The organism is Methanobrevibacter sp., assembly GCF_017432245.1.
Classification (GTDB): domain Archaea; phylum Methanobacteriota; class Methanobacteria; order Methanobacteriales; family Methanobacteriaceae; genus Methanobrevibacter.
Genome location: NZ_JAFRJO010000039.1, coordinates 1 through 18,835, shown reverse-complemented (window position 1 = coordinate 18,835; position 18,835 = coordinate 1). Strand labels below are relative to the sequence as shown.

Annotated in this window: 20 protein-coding genes; 8 read left to right on the top strand and 12 right to left on the bottom strand. The window is 31.8% G+C overall.

Annotated features, from left to right (window positions below):
• Positions 1–164: 164 nt before the first annotated feature.
• Entirely contained in the window at positions 165–836 is a 672-nt protein-coding gene (locus IJI80_RS03410) for a histidinol phosphate phosphatase domain-containing protein (RefSeq protein ID WP_292787657.1), read from the top strand.
• 109 nt (positions 837–945) lie between these two features.
• On the opposite strand, the gene IJI80_RS03405 is transcribed toward IJI80_RS03410, so the two are convergent.
• The 7 genes from IJI80_RS03405 to hemL all read right to left on the bottom strand — a co-directional run bounded on the left by IJI80_RS03405 (position 946) and on the right by hemL (position 7,783).
• Positions 946–1,092: a hypothetical protein gene (locus IJI80_RS03405; protein WP_292787656.1), complete on the bottom strand. Its 147-nt coding sequence runs from the start codon at positions 1,090–1,092 to the stop codon at positions 946–948.
• Between the two features lie 1,272 nt (positions 1,093–2,364).
• The gene (locus IJI80_RS03400) at positions 2,365–3,045 is read right to left on the bottom strand and encodes a 2,5-diamino-6-(ribosylamino)-4(3H)-pyrimidinone 5'-phosphate reductase (RefSeq protein ID WP_292787654.1); all 681 of its coding nucleotides are present in this window, start codon (positions 3,043–3,045) and stop codon (positions 2,365–2,367) included.
• 86 nt (positions 3,046–3,131) lie between these two features.
• Positions 3,132–3,893 (bottom strand): TatD family hydrolase, encoded by a 762-nt coding sequence (locus IJI80_RS03395; RefSeq protein WP_292787652.1) that lies wholly within the window; start codon positions 3,891–3,893, stop codon positions 3,132–3,134.
• A gap of 79 nt (positions 3,894–3,972) precedes the next feature.
• Positions 3,973–4,737, bottom strand: a complete 765-nt coding sequence (gene uppS, locus IJI80_RS03390) for a polyprenyl diphosphate synthase (RefSeq protein ID WP_292787650.1) — start codon at positions 4,735–4,737, stop codon at positions 3,973–3,975.
• Between the two features lie 168 nt (positions 4,738–4,905).
• Positions 4,906–5,715 carry a methanogenesis marker protein Mmp4/MtxX gene (mtxX, locus tag IJI80_RS03385; protein WP_292787648.1) on the bottom strand — a complete coding sequence of 270 codons (810 nt, stop codon included), beginning with the start codon at positions 5,713–5,715 and terminating at the stop codon, positions 4,906–4,908.
• A gap of 135 nt (positions 5,716–5,850) precedes the next feature.
• The gene (locus IJI80_RS03380) at positions 5,851–6,393 is read right to left on the bottom strand and encodes a flavodoxin family protein (protein WP_292787646.1); all 543 of its coding nucleotides are present in this window, start codon (positions 6,391–6,393) and stop codon (positions 5,851–5,853) included.
• Positions 6,394–6,517: 124 nt separating this feature from the next.
• Positions 6,518–7,783: a glutamate-1-semialdehyde 2,1-aminomutase gene (gene hemL, locus IJI80_RS03375; protein ID WP_292787645.1), complete on the bottom strand. Its 1,266-nt coding sequence runs from the start codon at positions 7,781–7,783 to the stop codon at positions 6,518–6,520.
• Between the two features lie 167 nt (positions 7,784–7,950).
• Between hemL and IJI80_RS03370 the strand changes: the two genes are divergently transcribed.
• Positions 7,951–8,472 (top strand): nitroreductase family protein, encoded by a 522-nt coding sequence (locus tag IJI80_RS03370; RefSeq protein ID WP_292787644.1) that lies wholly within the window; start codon positions 7,951–7,953, stop codon positions 8,470–8,472.
• 355 nt (positions 8,473–8,827) lie between these two features.
• Here the strand turns inward: IJI80_RS03370 and IJI80_RS03365 are convergent, their stop codons facing one another.
• From IJI80_RS03365 to IJI80_RS03355, 3 genes are all read right to left on the bottom strand, one after another.
• Positions 8,828–9,025, bottom strand: a complete 198-nt coding sequence (locus IJI80_RS03365) for a hypothetical protein (protein ID WP_292787643.1) — start codon at positions 9,023–9,025, stop codon at positions 8,828–8,830.
• Between the two features lie 304 nt (positions 9,026–9,329).
• Positions 9,330–10,460: a 3-dehydroquinate synthase II gene (locus IJI80_RS03360; RefSeq protein ID WP_292787642.1), complete on the bottom strand. Its 1,131-nt coding sequence runs from the start codon at positions 10,458–10,460 to the stop codon at positions 9,330–9,332.
• 96 nt (positions 10,461–10,556) lie between these two features.
• On the bottom strand, positions 10,557–11,354 hold the full coding sequence (locus tag IJI80_RS03355; RefSeq protein ID WP_292787640.1) for a 2-amino-3,7-dideoxy-D-threo-hept-6-ulosonate synthase: 798 nt from the start codon (positions 11,352–11,354) through the stop codon (positions 10,557–10,559).
• 274 nt (positions 11,355–11,628) lie between these two features.
• On the opposite strand from IJI80_RS03355, the gene IJI80_RS03350 reads away from it, so the two are divergent.
• The 6 genes from IJI80_RS03350 to IJI80_RS03325 all read left to right on the top strand — a co-directional run bounded on the left by IJI80_RS03350 (position 11,629) and on the right by IJI80_RS03325 (position 16,289).
• Positions 11,629–12,081, top strand: a complete 453-nt coding sequence (locus tag IJI80_RS03350) for a MarR family transcriptional regulator (RefSeq protein WP_292787637.1) — start codon at positions 11,629–11,631, stop codon at positions 12,079–12,081.
• A 176-nt stretch (positions 12,082–12,257) separates the two neighbouring features.
• On the top strand, positions 12,258–13,193 hold the full coding sequence (locus tag IJI80_RS03345; RefSeq protein ID WP_292787635.1) for a 3-hydroxyacyl-CoA dehydrogenase: 936 nt from the start codon (positions 12,258–12,260) through the stop codon (positions 13,191–13,193).
• A 397-nt stretch (positions 13,194–13,590) separates the two neighbouring features.
• The gene (npdG, locus tag IJI80_RS03340; protein WP_292787634.1) at positions 13,591–14,274 is read left to right on the top strand and encodes an NADPH-dependent F420 reductase; all 684 of its coding nucleotides are present in this window, start codon (positions 13,591–13,593) and stop codon (positions 14,272–14,274) included.
• A gap of 209 nt (positions 14,275–14,483) precedes the next feature.
• Positions 14,484–14,876: a GNAT family N-acetyltransferase gene (locus IJI80_RS03335; RefSeq protein WP_365953744.1), complete on the top strand. Its 393-nt coding sequence runs from the start codon at positions 14,484–14,486 to the stop codon at positions 14,874–14,876.
• A gap of 30 nt (positions 14,877–14,906) precedes the next feature.
• Positions 14,907–15,209: a putative quinol monooxygenase gene (locus IJI80_RS03330; protein ID WP_292787633.1), complete on the top strand. Its 303-nt coding sequence runs from the start codon at positions 14,907–14,909 to the stop codon at positions 15,207–15,209.
• Between the two features lie 177 nt (positions 15,210–15,386).
• Complete coding sequence (locus tag IJI80_RS03325; RefSeq protein WP_292787631.1) at positions 15,387–16,289, top strand: hypothetical protein; 903 nt, start codon at positions 15,387–15,389, stop codon at positions 16,287–16,289.
• A gap of 221 nt (positions 16,290–16,510) precedes the next feature.
• On the opposite strand, the gene thpR is transcribed toward IJI80_RS03325, so the two are convergent.
• Positions 16,511–17,086, bottom strand: coding sequence for an RNA 2',3'-cyclic phosphodiesterase (thpR, locus tag IJI80_RS03320; RefSeq protein WP_292787630.1), 576 nt, complete (start codon positions 17,084–17,086; stop codon positions 16,511–16,513).
• Between the two features lie 202 nt (positions 17,087–17,288).
• Positions 17,289–18,835: Ig-like domain-containing protein (locus IJI80_RS03315; RefSeq protein ID WP_292787629.1), on the bottom strand; the 1,547-nt coding region annotated here is incomplete at its 5' end.

Sequence of the window (18,835 nt, the reverse complement as noted above, 5' to 3'; positions counted from 1 at the left end):
AATTTATAATAAATAATAAGTTTATAAATCATAAGAATAAAAATATTAAACAATAAATATATAATTCTATTTAATTAATATAAATATAGATTTTAACATTTATAAAAGTTTATAATTACAGATTATTCAAAATTACAATTATTTTACTCGAAGGAGAGATATTATTGAATTATAAAAGAATTGATTTACATATGCACAGCTTATTCAGTGATGGAGAGCTTTTGCCATCTGAACTTGCAAGAAGAGCACTTGTACTTGGACATGAAGCAATAGCTATTACAGATCATGTTGACTACTCAAACATCAACACCATTCCTGAAATCAGCGCTGCAATTGATGATATAAACAATAACTGGGACATTACAGTGGTTTTAGGTGCTGAAATCACTCACGCTCCTGTTGAATCCATTCCAGACCTTGCAGACAAGGCACGTGAATTAGGTGCAAAGATTGTTGTCGTTCATGGTGAAACATTGAATGAGCCTGTTGTTGAAGGCACTAACTTTGCTGCAGTAAACTGTAAGGAAATCGATATTTTAGGCCACCCTGGTTTAATCACAAAAGAAGAGGCAGAACTTGCTAAAAAGAATGATGTCGCTTTGGAAATCAGTGCAAGAAAAGGCCATTGCTTAGGAAACGGTCACGTAGCAAACATTGCAAGAGAAGTTGGAAATGACCTCTTAATCGACACAGATACCCATTCTCCTGACAATCTAATTACATTCGAAAGAGCATTTGAAATAGGATTAGGAGCTGGAATGACAGAAGAAGAAGTGTTGAAAGCTACCGTTGAAAATCCTAGAAAAATCCTAAAAAGACATGGAATAAACCTTTAATTATTCCATATTTTACTTTTTTTTATTTTATTAAAAAATTAATTAAATATAAAATTAAAATAAAATCTTTTTTAAAAAAATAGTGTTTAATAATCTATTGAATATTTTATTAGTGTTCCTTGACTTTTTTGCTTTCCTTATCGTTGCAGCAGCCAAAGAAGAAATTTCTTATTTTCTTGACTTCAGACTTGTTTTCCTTTTTTACCCTTTCATCCCTTTCATGCATTTTTCTTCTTGCTTCAGCCATATTTCCCATATTTTCACCTGCTAAAAAAATTTTTTAATATAATTATATATGTATATATAAAACATCATTAATAAAGTTTTAAAAATAAATCTAAAAAAATAGCTTAAAAAAACAAAATCTTGAAAAACAGTGATCATCAACCAGCAACAAAAAAGAATGAATCCTTTTTGTTTGCCAATTAATTTAATTTAGAAATTAAAACTTTTTTAATACAGCTCTAGAACAGAGATTTGATTTGAGCGATTTTGGAAAATTATATAGTGAATTTATTTGGATGTGTGTTTTTGATTTGATTGAAATTTTGAAGATAATTCTTTTCCGTAATGTTTTGTTGTTAGAGCATATATAGCAATAAAGTTTTAAGTAGTTTAGAACTATAAGGTCATTTCCAAAAATCATTTTCTAAAGGAAACAACTTTTGGATCTCTTTTTCTTTCTCGTTTAGTAGGTTTCATTTGCTTTTTACCGCAAATTCCACTTTTGGTTCTTCCCAATATTTCACCTCCCGAGAATTAAAGACAAAAGTACATAAATTTCAAGGACTTGATTTTAATTTGGAGTGATTAATGACAGTATTCTTTTTACTTGTAGGCGAATCCTTAAAATTTAGGTGTACCTAAATATCTTTAATTATAGTTTGTTTTCATCATATATAAATGTTTAGGTATGCCTAAATATTAGTATCTATACAAAATGTTTGTACATATCAAAACAGTTATATACTATAAGAACAAATATTAATATAGATATTTGGGACAACTCCAGCGTCGAAAACAAGATACTGGATTAAAATGAATACTATCGAAATCCAAAGAAAAAATGACCCTGAATATCTCCAAAAAAGTTAGAATGTACTAATTAGCCTGATTAGAGACATTTAAACTAAAATGCATCAATTGTATTGCAATTGATTAAGCGGTTGAACTATGATTGGTTTTTTAAAATCGATCCAATAAAAAAAAATAAGCAAATTTTTGTAAAAAAAATGTGTTTTAGCAAGGAATTAAACTAAAATCATTCGACAAAACATTGCTTCAATCTACATTTCAAATCAAATCAAAAAAAGAAAAACAAATCTCGCAAATCGAAAAAACAAAAATTAGAGGTGGAAATATCAAGATACGAAAAATAAAACCTCAATTTGAAAAGCAAAATTTCAAAAACAAGTAGGAGCAAACAAAGAAGAAATGATTTGTTTGCTTTTACATTATTTTATTAGATATTTTTTATAACTATTTTTTATAATTTTATTAAATTTATTAAATTTAAAAAAGAAAAAACTTATTTTAAAACCTTGTATTCCATAACAAAGTCCTTTCCTAAAGGATAATACTTTTCCAATTTCAATGGAACAGCTTCCTTCATGTAATCGAATCCCTCACCATCGAAGAATGTTTTGGAATCCTTTCCTCCAACAATCATAGGAGCTATGCAGATTTTAACTTCATCTATCAGATTCTCACGTATCATGGAAAAGTTAAGAGTGGATCCACCTTCAAGCATAAGGGTCTCTATTCCTTTGGAACTTAAGTATTCCATAAATTCTGTCAAATCAACAGATTCCTTTGATGAATAAAATACATCTGCCTTTTTGGAAATTTCCTTTGCCCTTGCTACGGCATCCTCATCGCAATCAGGATTATTCTCATCACAAACACTGCTTACAGCAATGATTGTTTCAGCATCATCATTCAAAATCCTATAGTCAATTGGTGTCCTTGCCTTATTGTCAACTACAACTCGAATTGGATTGTCCTCTTTTCTTGCATTTATCTTGTGAACGGTAAGTCTTGGGTCATCTGCAAGTACGGTTCCTATTCCAACCATGATTGCATCAACTTCCTTTCTTATTTCATGAACACGTTCAAGATCTTCCTTGCCAGAAATTTCAGAACTTCCAGTTCTTGTAGCTATTTTTCCATCCAATGTCATGGTTGCATTAAGGATTACATAAGGTTTCATAATACCCTACCTTTAAATTTAATAATAGATTTATGAGAATTGAATAATATTTATAACTATCAATTTAATTAATCGTTCATTCAAAATTATATGTCGAATACATATCTTGCATTCTTTTCAGTTTGTTGGTCTATATCACTTACTTCACATTCATGAAGTTCAGATAATTTTTCAACTGCAAGTGCAACATTTGCAGGTTCATTTCTTTCATCCTTGGTCATTGCCAAGTATGGGCTGTCAGTTTCAGTCAAGATTCTTTCAATAGGAATTTCCTTGAAAAGATCTTGATGTCTTGGACTATAACATACCATGGTTGAACAGCTTAGGTAATGATCTTCAATGTCCAAGATTTTTCTTGCTGTTTTTAGGCTGCCTCCATAGCAATGATAGATCACCTTAGGAATGTCATCATAATTTTTCAATAAGTTGAATATCTTCTTTTCACAGTCTCTGCCATGAATAAGCAATGGTTTCTTGTATTCATTTGCAATTTCAATGAATCCAGTGAATATTTCCTGTTGTCTGGCTCTCAATGCTTTATCAGTGCAATAGAAGAAATCCATTCCAACTTCCCCAACTGCCAATATCTCATCAAGATGCTCAATCATCTGCTTATGGGCAGCATCTATCTCCTCTTGAGGGGAGTTCTGGGATGAAACAGGATGGAATCCAAAGGTTGGATAAACGAATCCTTCATATTCCTTAGAAAGAGCCAATGCCTTTGCATTGCTTTCCAAACCATATCCTGAGTTGATTACAGCATTGAGTTTTTCCTTAGCCCTTTCTATTACCTTATCACGATCTGGATCAAATTCATCAAAATCTATATGACAATGTGTGTCTATCATAATATCACATAAAAATAAAATAATAATTAAATGTTAAAAAAAGATAAAAAGAGAAAGAGATTTTTTAAATATTTTAAGTTTATACTCCAAAACGTCTATCTCTTTCCTGATAGTCCCTAATAGCTCTTAAATAGTCAACTTTCCTTAACTCTGGCCATAAGCTATCACAGAAATAAAGCTCGGAGTAAGAAGATTGCCATAATAGGAAACCACTTAGTCTTTCTTCACCACTGGTTCTTATGATAAGACTTGGATCTTCAAGTCCTGCAGTGTAAAGGTTTTTACTGACCATTTCCTCATCGATATCGTCAATGGAAATTTCACCATCTTCCACTTGCTTATAGATTTTCTTGATTGCATCCACAATTTCCAATCTTCCATCATAACCAATAGCTAAGTTGAAAAGTCTTTCATTATAATCCTTTGTAGCTTCTTCAGCTTCCATAATAGCTTCTCTAACGCTTTCAGGCAATAGTTCAGTTCTTCCTACAACCTTAACTTTAACCTTATTCTTATGAATCTTCTCATGGCTTACAATTCTCTTGAAGTTCTTTACAAAAAGATTCATCAATCCTTCAACTTCCTTTTCAGGCCTGTTGAAGTTTTCTGTTGAAAAGGCATAAGCGGTAACAATTTCAATTCCTAAATCAATACTCCAGTCAAGAACCTTTTCCAAGGTATCCACACCAATTTCATGGCCCTTGATAACCTCCATATTTCCTTGTATCTTGGAGTATCTTCTATTACCATCCATGATAATAGCTACATGTCTTGGCATCCTTTCAGGGTCTAATTCATTTAAAAGACGCTTCTCATAAAGTGTATATAAAAATTTTGGCGGCAAAACAATCCCCCACAATAATTTTTTTATTTTTTTTTTGAAATTTTTCCTAAATATTATTTAACCATTACTTAATGAAGTAATTCTATTAATAATATATTTAAAAAAAATAATTTAAATATTGTTATATAAATTTTTATGAAAAATAGTTTTAAAAAGTGAAAAATATTATTATTCTCTTAATTTAGCTAGATTATAAGCTAATTTCAAGCTTCTGATGTAACCTTCTACAGTTTGGTCACGGCTTGTATCAATGAATATCTCATCTATTCCAAGTGTTACAGCACCATAGCTTGGCCATTTGTCAAGAAGCACAAGTGTTCTGAACATGATGTTTCCAAAGATTCCATCATTTGCAAGAATGATGTTATAGCCATCTTCAATAGCCTGTTCGAGGAGAATGTAATAGTTTTTAATTGAATAATTCTTGGATATCTCATCACTATCATTATCGAAATTATCCAATTCCTTAAAAGTCTCTATTAATCGATTTGTCAATTCCTCAGAAGAAATTAGGCTTTCATCTATTCTTTCGCTTCTTCCCAAATCATCCTTTCTTCCTTCAGCCAAAACAGCTATTTTTGGCTTCTTTCCAAGGTATTGGATAAAATTAGCTGCTTGAATAGCTAATGTCACCTTTTCTTCAATGTTCTTTCCTTCATCAATGCCTACAGGAGCAAGGAGGTATTCATAATCATGAGAAAAGCTTTCATCATCTTCTGTGTTGATATAAGTGGTTCTATTGATTGTCTTATCTGATTTGAACTCTTTAATGGCTTTAATGACTTTAGATGCCTTTAAAGATCCTCTGATAACTGCATCAATTTTTGGATTTTTAAAAGCTTCTATAAGCTCATCTTCAGTTTTAACTAAAGTTATTTCCAAATCATCAATCTCATTGAGTTCCTTAGAAGCCTTTATGATATTTTCATTTTCTCCTAAACCAGCCACTATTCTAATCATAGTAATTGTTTTATTCATTATTTAATTTATAGTTTTATAAAAATCAAAAATGAAAATAAAATGTTAGAAATAGTAAAAGTATGAAAAATTAGAAAAAATAGTAGATAAAATTTAGATAAAATAAGAAAAAAGAAAAAAAGAAATTAGATAAATTTAGAATTGTTTACCTAATTCGTAAGCTTCTTTTAATTTGTCTTCTTGTTCGTCTGCAACGATTCCTGCAGGACCAGCGCTACCAGCATCTACATGACCGATGACTTCATATCCCATAAAGGTGAATGGAGAGAATTTGGTCAATTCGATGTATCCTTCGTAGGTTCCTTCAGGTTGGTTTTCAGTGAAGATAAGAGCAGCTTTACCGCTTAAGCTTTTATCTGGGTTTTGTCCAATTGCATAGAAACGGTCAATGATGGTTTTTGCTTGTGCAGACATTTGACCATAGTAGATAGGGGTTGCAAAGATTACACCATCTGCAGCTACCAAATCGTTGATGATCTTGTTACCGTCATCAGCACGTACACAGTCAGGGTTTTCAGCACAGTATAAACATGCTTTACATGGAGCAATGTCTTCTTCTTCGAGGTAGTATTTAACTACTTCGTGTCCGTTTTCTTCTGCACCTTTAATCATTTCATCCATCAATACGTCACAGTTTCCACCAATACGTGGACTTCCTTGTAATGCAATAATTTTCATCTTTTTGCCTCCAAAATTTCAAATTTCTAATAATAAATATTATTAATTATGTAATAATATATTTTAAACTTATTTAAAGTTTTATTTAGTTAAACAAGTTAATATAATCGATTAATTCAATAATCTACTTTTCCCAAGCGACTTTCAATGCAGCTTCAATAGCTTCTGAAGTCTTTACCAAATCCTCTTCAGTGTGTGCACCGGAAATGAAATTGCACTCGAATTGGCTTGGTGGAATGAATACACCATTCTTCAATAGTTCTCTGAAGTATACCAAGAACCTTTTGGTGTCTGACTTTTGAGCTATTTCATAATTGAGCACTGGCTCTGGATTGAAGTAGATTTGGAACATTGATGCAAGACCTACAACCTGCAAGTCCAAGTTCAAGTCTTCAACAATGTCTTTCATATTGTCTCTCAAGAAGTCTCCTTTTCTTGCCAATTCGCCATAGAAGACATAATCCAATTTCTTTAATGTGGAAAGACCAGCTTGAACTGAAATAGGGTTTCCGCTAAAGGTTCCTGCTTGGTAAACCTTGCCGTTAGGTGCAATCATTTCCATGATTTCCTTTTTACCAGCATAAGCACCAATTGGGAATCCTCCACCTAATATCTTAGCAAAAGTGACTAAATCAGGTTTTACTCCATAATACTCTTGAGCTCCACCACGAGAGACTCTAAAACCAGTGATAACTTCATCAAAAATCAATACGATGTCATTTTCCTCTGTGATTTCCCTTAGGAATTTAAGGAACTTTACATTAGGTTCAACACAACCGATATTTCCCATAACAGGCTCTACGATAATACAAGCAATGTTTTCCCCTTCCTCATCAATCAATTTGGTCATTGCATCAACATCATTGAATGGGACGGAAAGGGTGTTTTGGGTTGTTTCAACTGGAATTCCTAAAGAATCAGGAAGACATGCTGCACCTGAACCTGATTTTACAAGAACATAGTCATGAGCTCCATGATAAGATCCTTCAAACTTGACTATCTTATCCCTGCCTGTAAATCCTCTTGCAAGTCTGATTGCAGCCATTGTAGCTTCTGTACCTGAGTTAACGAAACGAACCATCTCAGCGCATGGAACCCTATCGATAATTTCCTGTGCCAATTTGACCTCATTTTCAGTAGGAGCACCGTAAGCGGTTCCCTTTTGCATCTGTGCATAAACGTCTTTCATGACATCATCATCACTATGACCAAGCAATATAGGCCCATATGCCAAACAGTGGTCAACATAATCGTTTCCATCAATGTCCTTGATGTGAGAACCTTTCGCTTCCTTTACAAAGAATGGATATGGTTCAAAAGCACGTACTGGAGAGTTTACTCCTCCAGGAGTGATTGTTTTACTTATTTTAAACAATTCTTCACTATTCATGATAATAATTCCTATAAGTTTAATTTAAATGATTAATTTTTTAATTTATATGATATAGTTTATTTATCTTAATTAATAGGTATTTCTATTTTATAAAAAGTTTAATATCATAAAATATAAAAATCAATTCAAGAAAAAACAATCAACTAATTTTAAAGGATGATAAAATGGATTTATTGGATGTAATGCTAAAAAGAAGAAGCGTGAGAAAATACACTGATGAAGAGATTCCAAATGAGAAAATGAACAAGATCCTGCAGGCAGGACTCCTTGCTCCAACAAGCAGAAACCTGAAGCCATGCAATTTTTTAGTTATTGATAACAAGGAAACATTAAAGAAAATAAGCAAATCAAAGGCATTTGGAGCTTCATTTGTAAAGAATGCAAACAAGGCAATAGCTGTCATTGCAAACAGCAAGGTCTCTGATACATGGATTGAAGACTCCTCAATAGCTTTGGCATTCATGCATCTGATGGCAGCAGAACAGGATGTTGGAAGCTGCTGGATTCAAATCCATTTAAGGAAATCAAAATTAGGAAAATCATCTGAAGACATTGTGCGTGACATTTTAGGAATTGATGATTACTTTAGAATAGTCGGTATTTTAGCATTAGGAATTGAAGATGGACATATGGAAGCTTACACCCTTGATGATATCGATAAGGAAAAAGTCCATTATCTTCGTTAAAATGTTAAAAAAAGAGCAATAATCATATTTTTTATTTTTTAAAAAAATGATTTATGAATCTAATCCCAATGGATTAAGATTCAAATCATTCCCAATATCTACATTGCAGGATAAAAATCCTACAATACACCAAATAGATATTGAAAGTCTATAAAAATGTTGGGTCAAAAGTTTAATGAATAAACTTTTAAACTCTAATAATGAATATGAATAAAATGATATTTAAATTTTTTTAATGGTTTTTTAAATTGCAGGATGTGAGCTTTGCAAGTCAAAGGAAACTCAAGAACAACTTGGTGCAGTTGTTAAAAAACAAAATCTTGCAATAATGTTTTTTCCTACAATTTAAGGGGCATTATGACCTCATAACAATTTGTATACAATCATTATGATGATAAAGGCCATGCACCACAAATAAATGAGATACACGACCAGTGCCAACCAAATCTTTGATTGGATAGACATAATGAACCCCCATTTTTATAGACTTGCCAGAGGGAATTTTCTTCAAATAATCATGAATCAAATTCATGGCAATAAAGCAAAAATGCATAATATCACCTCCTGGACTTAAAGAGTTTACATTTAGGTATAAAAATATGTAATTCCTTTTATTTATAGTTTATTTTGGATATAACAACTTAAAAATTCTTATTTTACCATAATATTGCTTTAATGTTGTTATAATATTTAACTAATTTTGAATAATTAATTAAAAAATGATAAATTTATGATAAAATTTTAAAAAAAAGATAAAAAATAGTAAAAAAAAGAGAAAATAGTTAAGAGTTAATACTCCCAACTAGTGAAAGAATTTTGGTCCAGCTTTTGCTGGCCGAAGGCCAGTAAAAGGTGGTTTATTGTTCAATGATCTGTTCATCAATCGCCATACCAAAATGTCTTGCACTATCGTCAATAAATCCTTTGACTTTCATTCCAGGCTCTAAAACTGAAACGGAAATAGGTTCACCATTCTCATCGACTAATCTTATGGTTTCTGCATTTTGAACCAATGACCTTATTTTCATATCCTCATATTCCGCTTCAATCAAAAGAAGAGGCCTTTTTTCTATCTTGGATCTACCTACGATAGACTTTTTGGTCTTTCCATCACCATCAACAATCAATACCTCATCACCTGTTTCAAGCTCGCTTAGGTATCTTGTCTTGTTTCCTGGAACCATGACATAAGCTTGAACAGGACCAGCATTAACTCTAAACGGTCTTGATGCCACATATTCGCTTTCCAAGCTTTCGCTGTGAATAAAGAACATTGCTTTAGAATAGGAACCAATGAGCATTCCTTCTCCAGGTTTCATCATGGTTGTTGTATCGATGCAAACTCTATCTCCAGAACCTACAGGTTCCACATTGCTTATAGTTAAGTCTTTTAACTCATAGCTTTCTGTTGAAAGCTCATCAATCAAGTTTGCAATGTCTTTTATCTGTGCAAATTCCTGTGGCTCGAATATTACTCCATCAGTGCCCACTTCCAAGGTTTCCATAGCCACTTTTGCATCATCTGCAGTCTTTACAGCAGCTATTATGTTTACATTTTCCTTTTGAAGGTCTGCAATGATGTTTTCAAGGGGAATGATTGTCCAGTCAGTAGCTACAAGGATTATATAATCAACAACTCTTCCTAAGGTCACTGCCAATTGCTCATGCAACTTATCGGTAATGACTATATAGGCACAGACAGTTTTTCCACTGTTTTTAGCTTCATTTGCTTTAGCTAAATCTGCTGATTCATTCAAGTTGTCCTTAAGCTCAAGAGTGCCGTCTCCTTCACCGTCAATTCCAACTAAATAAATGTCAGCATCGTCATCATTGGAAATTATCTTGAAGTTTCCAACTTTCCTGATGTTTTCACTGTCTTCTGTATCAAGAACGTAATCGATTCCTGATTCAAGTGCTGTTGTGATGAATTCTTTCTTATCGTCCCAGCTTGCCTTTGGGGACATGATCCAAGCGAATTTATTTGACAATTTTAATCTCCTTAAATATTTCTTTTATTAATCTTGCATTATAATTTTTGTCTTGATTGTTAATAGATAAAAACTATTTTTATAATTATAATTAATCTAATCGAGGAATTTCAATGCTTCTTCAACATCCAAATCATTGTGAACTACTTCTGAAATAGCTCTTGTGATTTTTCCAGGGTTTTCAGCTTGGAAAAGGTTTCTTCCAAATGCTACACCTGCTCCTCCAACTTCAAGGGAATCCCTTACCATCTCTAAAAGTTCCCTATCGGTTTCAACTTTTGGTCCTCCTGCAATGACTACAGGCACTAATGCTCCTTCAACCACTTCCTTAAAGGAATCAGGGTCACCGGTATAATTGGTTTTTACAATGTCTACACCAAGTTCGGAACCTACACGTGCTGCATGCTTTACCATTTCAACATCATGCTCGTTTTCAACCTTTTGTCCTCTTGGGTACATCATTGCTAAAAGTGGAATTCCCCAGTAACTGCAGGTTTCAGAGATTTCACCAAGTTCCATAAGCATTTCAGGCTCGTTTTCAGAACCTATGTTCACATGCACGGATACTGCATCTGCACCTAATTGGATTGCCTTTTCAACACTGGTTACAGTTACCTTGTTGTTTGGATCTGGGCTTAAAGAGGTACTTGCAGACAAGTGTACAATAAGACCTATATCCTTACCGTATCCTCTGTGTCCAAGGCCAACAATACCTTTATGCATCAAAATTGCATTTGCTCCACCTTGGGAGATGCTTTCAACGGTTTCATCCATATTAATTATTCCTTTGATTGGACCGCTTGATACACCATGGTCCATAGGAGCAATTACGGTTCTTCCGGTTTTTCTATTGAAAATCCTTTCTAAACGAATTCTTTTTCCTATTTCAGTCATAAGATTAGTCTCCTTAAATCTACAATTATTATATAAATATTATATAATATCAATTTACCATTTAAATATTTAATGATAAAATATAAAAGTTTTATTATGATTTGAAAAAATATATGAAATATAATGTATATTTTTATACATTAATGTATTTTTAAATACAATTATTATTTTATTATTTTTTATATATAAATCTTTTTGAAATTTGAATGAAAATAGAAAATACATTAACTGATTTTAGTTATTTTTAAATAATTGTAGCAATAAAATAGAAATAATGAAGGAAAAAACAAATGATGGATTTTATGATTACAACCGTTTAGGGGACCTTTTATTTATTTTTCACAAGAATCATAAAACCTATTTCAACAATGCCTTGGCGAAATATGACTTGAATCTTATTCAGGTACTGTGCATAGCTCGAATCTACAATGAGGAAAACCTGAATCAAAAGGATCTCTCAGACAGCCTTTATATTACAAAAGGAGCTATCACCAAAGCCATAAGGAAATTAGAATCCAATGGAATCATTATAAGGGAACAGTCAAAAGCAGATAAAAGGCACAATATCCTAAAGCTATCCCAAAAAGGAAAGGACCTTATACCAATTCTCGAAGAGATCAATAATGAATGGGAAGAGAAAATGGGATTGGATAAGTTAGATGATGACTTCTTCAAGACATTCATTGACTTGGCATTCAAGTCTGCTGAATTGAATGATTTGGAATAAATTAGACTATTTTTTAAATTTTCTTTAAAATAATTACAAGCAATTAAATTCTTTTTTAAAAATCATTTATAAAATTTTAAATATTTAAAATCATAAAATAGTATACAAGTAAACTATATTTTATTTTTTGATTTTTTTATTCCATATAGTTTATAATTTATATACTTGGTGATAAAATGGATATTAAAAAAGTTGTTGTAGCTGGTGGAGGAGTACTCGGTAGTCAAATCGCTTATCAGTCCGCTTTCTGTGGTTTTGATGTAACTGTATGGTTAAGAAGCGAAGGCTCAATTGAAAGAGCTAAACCAAAATTCGAAAGATTATTAGGCATCTATCTTAACTCTCTCGAAGCAATGAAAACCGATAAATCTGCATACTGCAGAGGATTCAGCAAAACTCCTGACCTTAGCGATGAAGAAATCGACGCATTGAAAGAACAAGCTCAAAAAGCATTCGACAGCTTGAAATTAACAACAAGTTATGAAGAAGCAGCAGCAGATGCAGACCTTGTAATTGAAGCAATTGCAGAAGACCCAGAACAAAAGATCCCATTCTATGAAGAATTGGCAAAATACTTACCTGAAAAGACAATTGTTGTAACCAACTCATCTACATTGCTCCCAAGCCAATTTGCAGAATACACTGGAAGACCTGAAAAGTACCTTGCTTTCCACTTTGCAAACAATATTTGGGCTCAAAACACTGCTGAAGTAATGCCACACCCTGGAACCGAACAACAATACTTCGATGCAATCGTTCAATATGCAGAAGACATCAACATGGTCCCAATTAAAGTATTGAAAGAACAACCAGGATATGTGCTCAACTCCTTGCTTGTACCGTTCCTCTCTGCAGGACAAGCTTTATGGGCAGAAGAAGTTGCAGACCCTGAAACAATTGACTTGACCTGGAGACTTGCTACAGGTTCACCAAACGGTCCTTTCCAAATCTTGGACATTGTAGGTCTCGTAACTGCATACAATATCGGTATTATGGATCCTAGATCCCAAGACCCTAACACAACCCAAGGAAAAATAGCCAAAAAGCTTAAAGAAAAAATCGATAAGGGCGAAACCGGTATCAACGCAGGAAAAGGTTTCTACGAATATTAATTGCCAATATTAGTAATATCTTAAACAATTTTTAAATAAATGATGAAAATCATTTATTTTCATTACTTTTTTTACAATTTTTAACTAATTTTTATTACTTTTTTAAGAAATGAGAAATTAACCTAATTATTAAACTGTCCTAAATTTCTTAATTAAAATATCAATATTAATTTTTTTTAATTTAATAATTTTACAAAATAATAATAAAAATAATTATTATTAAAAAATGTTCATATAAATTAAATATTAACTAAACATTAACCAGGATAAATGATAAAATATTAAATAAAATAAAAAGATTTATAAACATTTTCTAATATAAATATTAACAACGATATATTGTACAATATATTATCAAAAGACTTTATACAAAATTCAATATTTTAGGAGATAAAAAATGATTGTAAGTGTAATTGGTGGAACTGGTCCACAAGGTTTAGGAATTGCTCTCAGATTAGCAATTGAAGGTGTCGAAGTTATTGTTGGTTCCCGTAAGGAAGAAAAAGCATTAGATGTTGTCGCAGAAGCTAAGGAAAAATACGCAGACTACGACTTAAACATCAAAGGTTTAGCTAACGAAGATGCAGCAAAAGAAGGAGACATCTTAATCCTCACTGTACCTCTCGCAGCACAAAAACCAACTTTAGAATCAATCAAGGAATTCTGTACTGACAAGATTGTATTAGATGCAACCGTACCATTAGAAACTGCAATCGGTGGAAAACCATTCAGATTTGTAGACTTAATGGAAGGATCTGCAGCTGAAAGAACTGCAAGCATCCTTAAAGGAACCGGTGCAAAAGTCATCTGTGCATTCTGTAACATCAGCAACTCTCACTTATCAAACATTCCAGAAGAAATCGACTGTGACTGTTTGATTGCTGGTGACGACAAGGAAGCAAAAGAAATTGCAGCAGAACTCATCAACAAAATCCCAGGTATCAGAACCATTGATACAGGTATCTTGGAAAAATCCAGAATCATTGAAAAGATCACTCCACTCCTTATCGGATTAAACATCAAATACAAATCCCATTACGGTGGACTCAGAATTACTGGAATTCCAAAATTGGATGAATAAATATCTTAACCTTAATTATTCTATTTTATAGAATAATTATTTTTTCTTTTTTTATTTTTAAATTAAACATTCAACAACAAAACCCATACTAATTTTTTAATAATAATTACAAATATTAATTTAACTCTACTTTTGGAAGTGATAATATAAACTGGAAATTCAAAAAGTTTAGTGAACTCACAACAAATGAATTATACGAAATTCTCAAATTGAGAGCGGAAGTATTTGTTGTTGAACAAGATTGTCCTTATCAAGACATGGATGATAAAGACAAGTCTGCTTATCATTTATTTTTAGAAGATGAGGAAAATAATTCAATAGTTGTTGCTGTTTTAAGAATCCTTCCAGAAAATGTTTCATATGAAGATATGGCAATTGGCAGAGTGATTGTGAAAAAATCATATAGAGGTCAGGGAATCTCTAAAATCATGATGAAGAAAGCAATTGACTTTATTGTTAACGATTTGGATAAAAAAAGAATCAAACTTTCAGGACAAGCTTATTTAACTAAATTCTATGAGGATTTAGGTTTCAGGAGAGTCTCTGAAGTTTATTTGGAAGATGTAATAGACCACTATGAGTTTTTATATGAAGTAGAATAATTTTATTAAAAAGATTAAAGGAGATTAATTATGAGCTTTATAGTTGTTATGGCAGAACTTTTCCCAAAGGAAGGTGCAGAAGACAAGCTAATCCCTCTTGCAGAGGCATTGGTTGAAGAGACTCTTAAAGAAGAAGGAAACATTGATTATAAATTCCTAAAATCAATCAAAGATGGGAATTTCATGTTTGTTGAACAATGGGAAAGTGTAGAGGCTTTAAGCAAACACATGGCTTCCCCTCATTTCCAGCTATTCTCAAAAGAATCTGCAGATTTAGCTGAAAATATGGAAATCAAGGTGATTGGAGCGGAAGAAGTAAATTTATATGAATAAATTTAAAATTTTAATTGCTTTGAAGATAAGTTTTAAACTTATCTCAAATATTTTTTTTAATTTACTATCATTAATAAAAATTTTTACTTATTCTTTTTAAACTTTTTTGAAGACCTTTGGAACCAAAAATATCATCCATACATAAATTTTATTATACTCTTTTTTTAAACTAATATTATGAACATTATAAAAAATCTGCCATTGGCAATTACAGGTTTAATTTTAGCTATTTTATCTTTAGGCAAATTATTTACTGACTTTAGCGGCATATTTTTTATAATCGGATCTATTCTTATTTTTTTAGTAGTGTTAAAACTTGTTTTGCACTTTGACACTTTTATAAATGAACTGAATACCCTAATCACATTAAGCACATTCGGTACATTCTCAATGGCACTGATGCTTTTCAGCACATATCTTAAGCCATTATTCCTGCCATTTTCTCAAACAATTGCATTTGGAATATGGATATTGGGAATAATCATACATTTATCAATTCTAATAATCTTTACAAAAAAGTTTGTCATTGATGATTTTGACATTGAAAACGTATATGCTACATGGTGGATTGTATATATTGGAATAACAATGGCAGCCATTACTGCACCTGCACACAGCTTGCAAGATTATGGATTTATCTTCTTTGGAGTGGGTTTCATATTGATGATACCAACACTAGTTTTAGTGTCATACAGATACCTTATGTTTACTGCAATAGACGATAAAAATAAACCATTCATTTGTATCTACACTGCACTTTTATCAATCCTTATTGTTGGATACGTGAATGCATTGACTATTAATGAAAACTTCTTAAGTCTAATCTACATATCAGCATGTATTTTTTATATTTTTGCAATATTTCATGCAATAAGACTATTGATTATGGAAAGATTGGAATTCATGCCAAGCTTTTCAGCATTTACATTTCCATTTGTTATAAGTGGGATTGCTACAGGTGAAGTCTATAGATTCTTTGGATTTAGTGCATTGGAGTATTTATTTTACATTCAAGCCCTCATAGCTTTGATCTTAGTGGTATATGTGTCATATAAATACTTGATATTTTTATTAAAATGAGTATTTAGAATATTGTTTAAATAAGTTTAAAAAATTAGAAAATTTTTTAATAAAATATTTAATCTGAAAAAAGAATTATTAAAAATTCAAAATATAAATTAATTTAAAAAAATAATTATCTAAAAAAAATTATTTAAAAAAAGAGCAATTAGAAAAATAAAAAGGAATAAATTTAAAAAAAAATAATTAATCTAAATAATTATTATAAAAACAAAAATAGATTAATCTAATTCAAACACTTTAATGTCCTCATAGATTGGCCCTTGAGGAGTTAAAGTACTCTTTTTTAAACAGATTTTATAAACAATCATTTGACCTATTTCAATATTCTCTAATTCTTCAATTGTGCTTTTTATTTCCTTTTTGTTTTTAGGGCTTTTTACTCTCCCAATGGTTAAATGAGAAATGAAGTTCCTTTCCTTTTTAAATCCAAGTTTCTTAAACTCCATATCAAGATCCTTTTGCAGGCTTTTTATTGGAGAGCCTTCTTCTAAACCAAGCCAAAGCACCTTAATTACATTTTTATTTGGAAAGCAGCCACAGTTTTTAATGTTCAAGTCAAATGAAGAATAGTTTTTGATTACCTTCTCTACAGAATCACTTATATCATCAATCATATCCTCATCAATGTTTCCAAAGAACTTCAATGTAAAGTGCATGTTTTCAGAAGGAACATACTTTATATTGGCATTGGTCTTTTTAAACTCCTTTTGAACATCCAATATTTTTGGAACTAAGTCCTCTTTGAGTTCTATTGCCAAAAAACTTCTAACAGTTTTTGTTTCTTTAACTTTCATTTATTCTCAACTCTTACTCCAGATAATTATATTATGTTTTTATTTTATTTAAGAGTTGATTTTTTTAAAAACCGATTAAAAACAAGTTAAAATTTAAAAAAAGATTGGACAATTAAAAAAACAGCTAAAAATAGAAAAAAGAATTAAAATTTGGTTTTAAAAAAAATAAGAAAAAGGAAGAATAAACTTCCTAAAAATAATTTTATTTTTGACGTCTAATTGATATAGTTGAAACTAATGCCATTAATACCACTAAGAGCATAGCAATAGGGTTACCAGTTGCTAAAACTTTTGCAGTTACAGTCTTAGATGGAGTTGGTTCAGGTTCAGGACCAGGTTGAGGCTCTGGACCAGGTTCAGGACCAGGTTCAGGGCTTGGTTCCTCATTGACAGTGATGTCAATAGTAGTATTTGATGGGTTATAGTACTCATTACCTAAATATTTAATAGTTGCTGTAGTGTTTTCAGAAGGTAATTCAATAGTCCATGTAGCTTTACCATCTTTAACAGTAGTATTATATTCTTTACCTCCAATAATTAAGGTTGCTGTACCATTTTGGACAGTTTTACTATTGTGATCAAGAATATCAGCAGTAATGGTTACTTTATCTCCAACATTACCTGAAACATCTTCACTTGCAGTAGTAGTATTCAATGGTAAGATAGTAGCTTCATCAGTAGTTGCTGCATCTTCATACCTGTCATTACCTGTGTAAGTGACAGTAGCACCATATGTACCTGGAGCTGCAGAAAGATCTACATCCTGTGTTGCTTGACCATCAGATACCGCAGTACCTGCTGTTAATATGAATACATTAACATCTCCTAATATAGCAGTGCCTGTTTTATTATTGAAATCAATGACATATTCAACAGTTCCGCTTTCAACTTCATTACCGTTCTCATCAGTTAAGTTAATAATGACCTGTACAGTTTCACCATAGTATCCAATTACTTGATTTACTACAATAATGGTTACAGTATGCTTTTTAACTGAGAAAGTACAAGAACCATCAGCAGAATTATAATTGGAATCACCTGAATAATCAACTGAAACAGTGTAATTTTGAGCAGGTAAATCCTCAAGATTAATAGGTTCAACTTGACCATTATTTACTACAACACCAGTAAATGTTTGTGTATAACCTTTGTCACCAGTAACAGTAACATCTACAGTACCTTGTGCATCGTCATTAAGAGAAATGCTGATAGTTTCATCCTCATCAACTGTGATATCTCCAGAAGGAGTTACAGTAAGGACAGGATCAATCTTTCCAACAATGAAAGTATCTGTTTTAGTGTTGGAATTATACTTATCGTCACCGCCATAACTTACAGTAACTGTGTAAGTTCCAGCACCTAAACCGGAAATGTCTTGAGTAGCAATACCGTTAGTTAATTGAACATTTTCAAATGTTTTACTATAACCATCTCCAGTAACAGTAATATTTACAGTGCCTTCAATAGGAGCTCCAGTATTATTATCTGTAACTTTAGCAGTAATGGTTTCAGTTTGACCATAATCAATGTCACTAAGGCTTAAATCAATAGTTGAATTTACTTTGGAAACAGTAAATTTAGCAAAGTTGCTGGAAGAATTATAATTAGCATCACCACTATAATAGACAGTAGCATTATACTCACCAGCAGCCAAACCGGTAAACGCAACAGGATCACCAACAGTGACATTCACACTGTCAACATAATTACCATCAGCATCCAAGACAGTCACATTAACAGTACCCACAG

What these genes read in the sequence shown, in the direction of transcription:
- thpR (WP_292787630.1), bottom strand. Translation starts at nt 17,086, where the DNA reads ATGAAAGTTAAAGAAACAAAAACTGTTAGAAGTTTTTTGGCAATAGAA.
- IJI80_RS03325 (WP_292787631.1), top strand. Translation starts at nt 15,387, where the DNA reads ATGAACATTATAAAAAATCTGCCATTGGCAATTACAGGTTTAATTTTA.
- hemL (WP_292787645.1), bottom strand. Translation starts at nt 7,783, where the DNA reads ATGAATAGTGAAGAATTGTTTAAAATAAGTAAAACAATCACTCCTGGA.
- IJI80_RS03330 (WP_292787633.1), top strand. Translation starts at nt 14,907, where the DNA reads ATGAGCTTTATAGTTGTTATGGCAGAACTTTTCCCAAAGGAAGGTGCA.
- IJI80_RS03380 (WP_292787646.1), bottom strand. Translation starts at nt 6,393, where the DNA reads ATGAAAATTATTGCATTACAAGGAAGTCCACGTATTGGTGGAAACTGT.
- mtxX (WP_292787648.1), bottom strand. Translation starts at nt 5,715, where the DNA reads ATGAATAAAACAATTACTATGATTAGAATAGTGGCTGGTTTAGGAGAA.
- npdG (WP_292787634.1), top strand. Translation starts at nt 13,591, where the DNA reads ATGATTGTAAGTGTAATTGGTGGAACTGGTCCACAAGGTTTAGGAATT.
- IJI80_RS03350 (WP_292787637.1), top strand. Translation starts at nt 11,629, where the DNA reads ATGAAGGAAAAAACAAATGATGGATTTTATGATTACAACCGTTTAGGG.
- IJI80_RS03355 (WP_292787640.1), bottom strand. Translation starts at nt 11,354, where the DNA reads ATGACTGAAATAGGAAAAAGAATTCGTTTAGAAAGGATTTTCAATAGA.
- IJI80_RS03345 (WP_292787635.1), top strand. Translation starts at nt 12,258, where the DNA reads ATGGATATTAAAAAAGTTGTTGTAGCTGGTGGAGGAGTACTCGGTAGT.
- IJI80_RS03395 (WP_292787652.1), bottom strand. Translation starts at nt 3,893, where the DNA reads ATGATAGACACACATTGTCATATAGATTTTGATGAATTTGATCCAGAT.
- IJI80_RS03365 (WP_292787643.1), bottom strand. Translation starts at nt 9,025, where the DNA reads ATGCATTTTTGCTTTATTGCCATGAATTTGATTCATGATTATTTGAAG.
- IJI80_RS03400 (WP_292787654.1), bottom strand. Translation starts at nt 3,045, where the DNA reads ATGAAACCTTATGTAATCCTTAATGCAACCATGACATTGGATGGAAAA.
- IJI80_RS03405 (WP_292787656.1), bottom strand. Translation starts at nt 1,092, where the DNA reads ATGGGAAATATGGCTGAAGCAAGAAGAAAAATGCATGAAAGGGATGAA.
- IJI80_RS03370 (WP_292787644.1), top strand. Translation starts at nt 7,951, where the DNA reads ATGGATTTATTGGATGTAATGCTAAAAAGAAGAAGCGTGAGAAAATAC.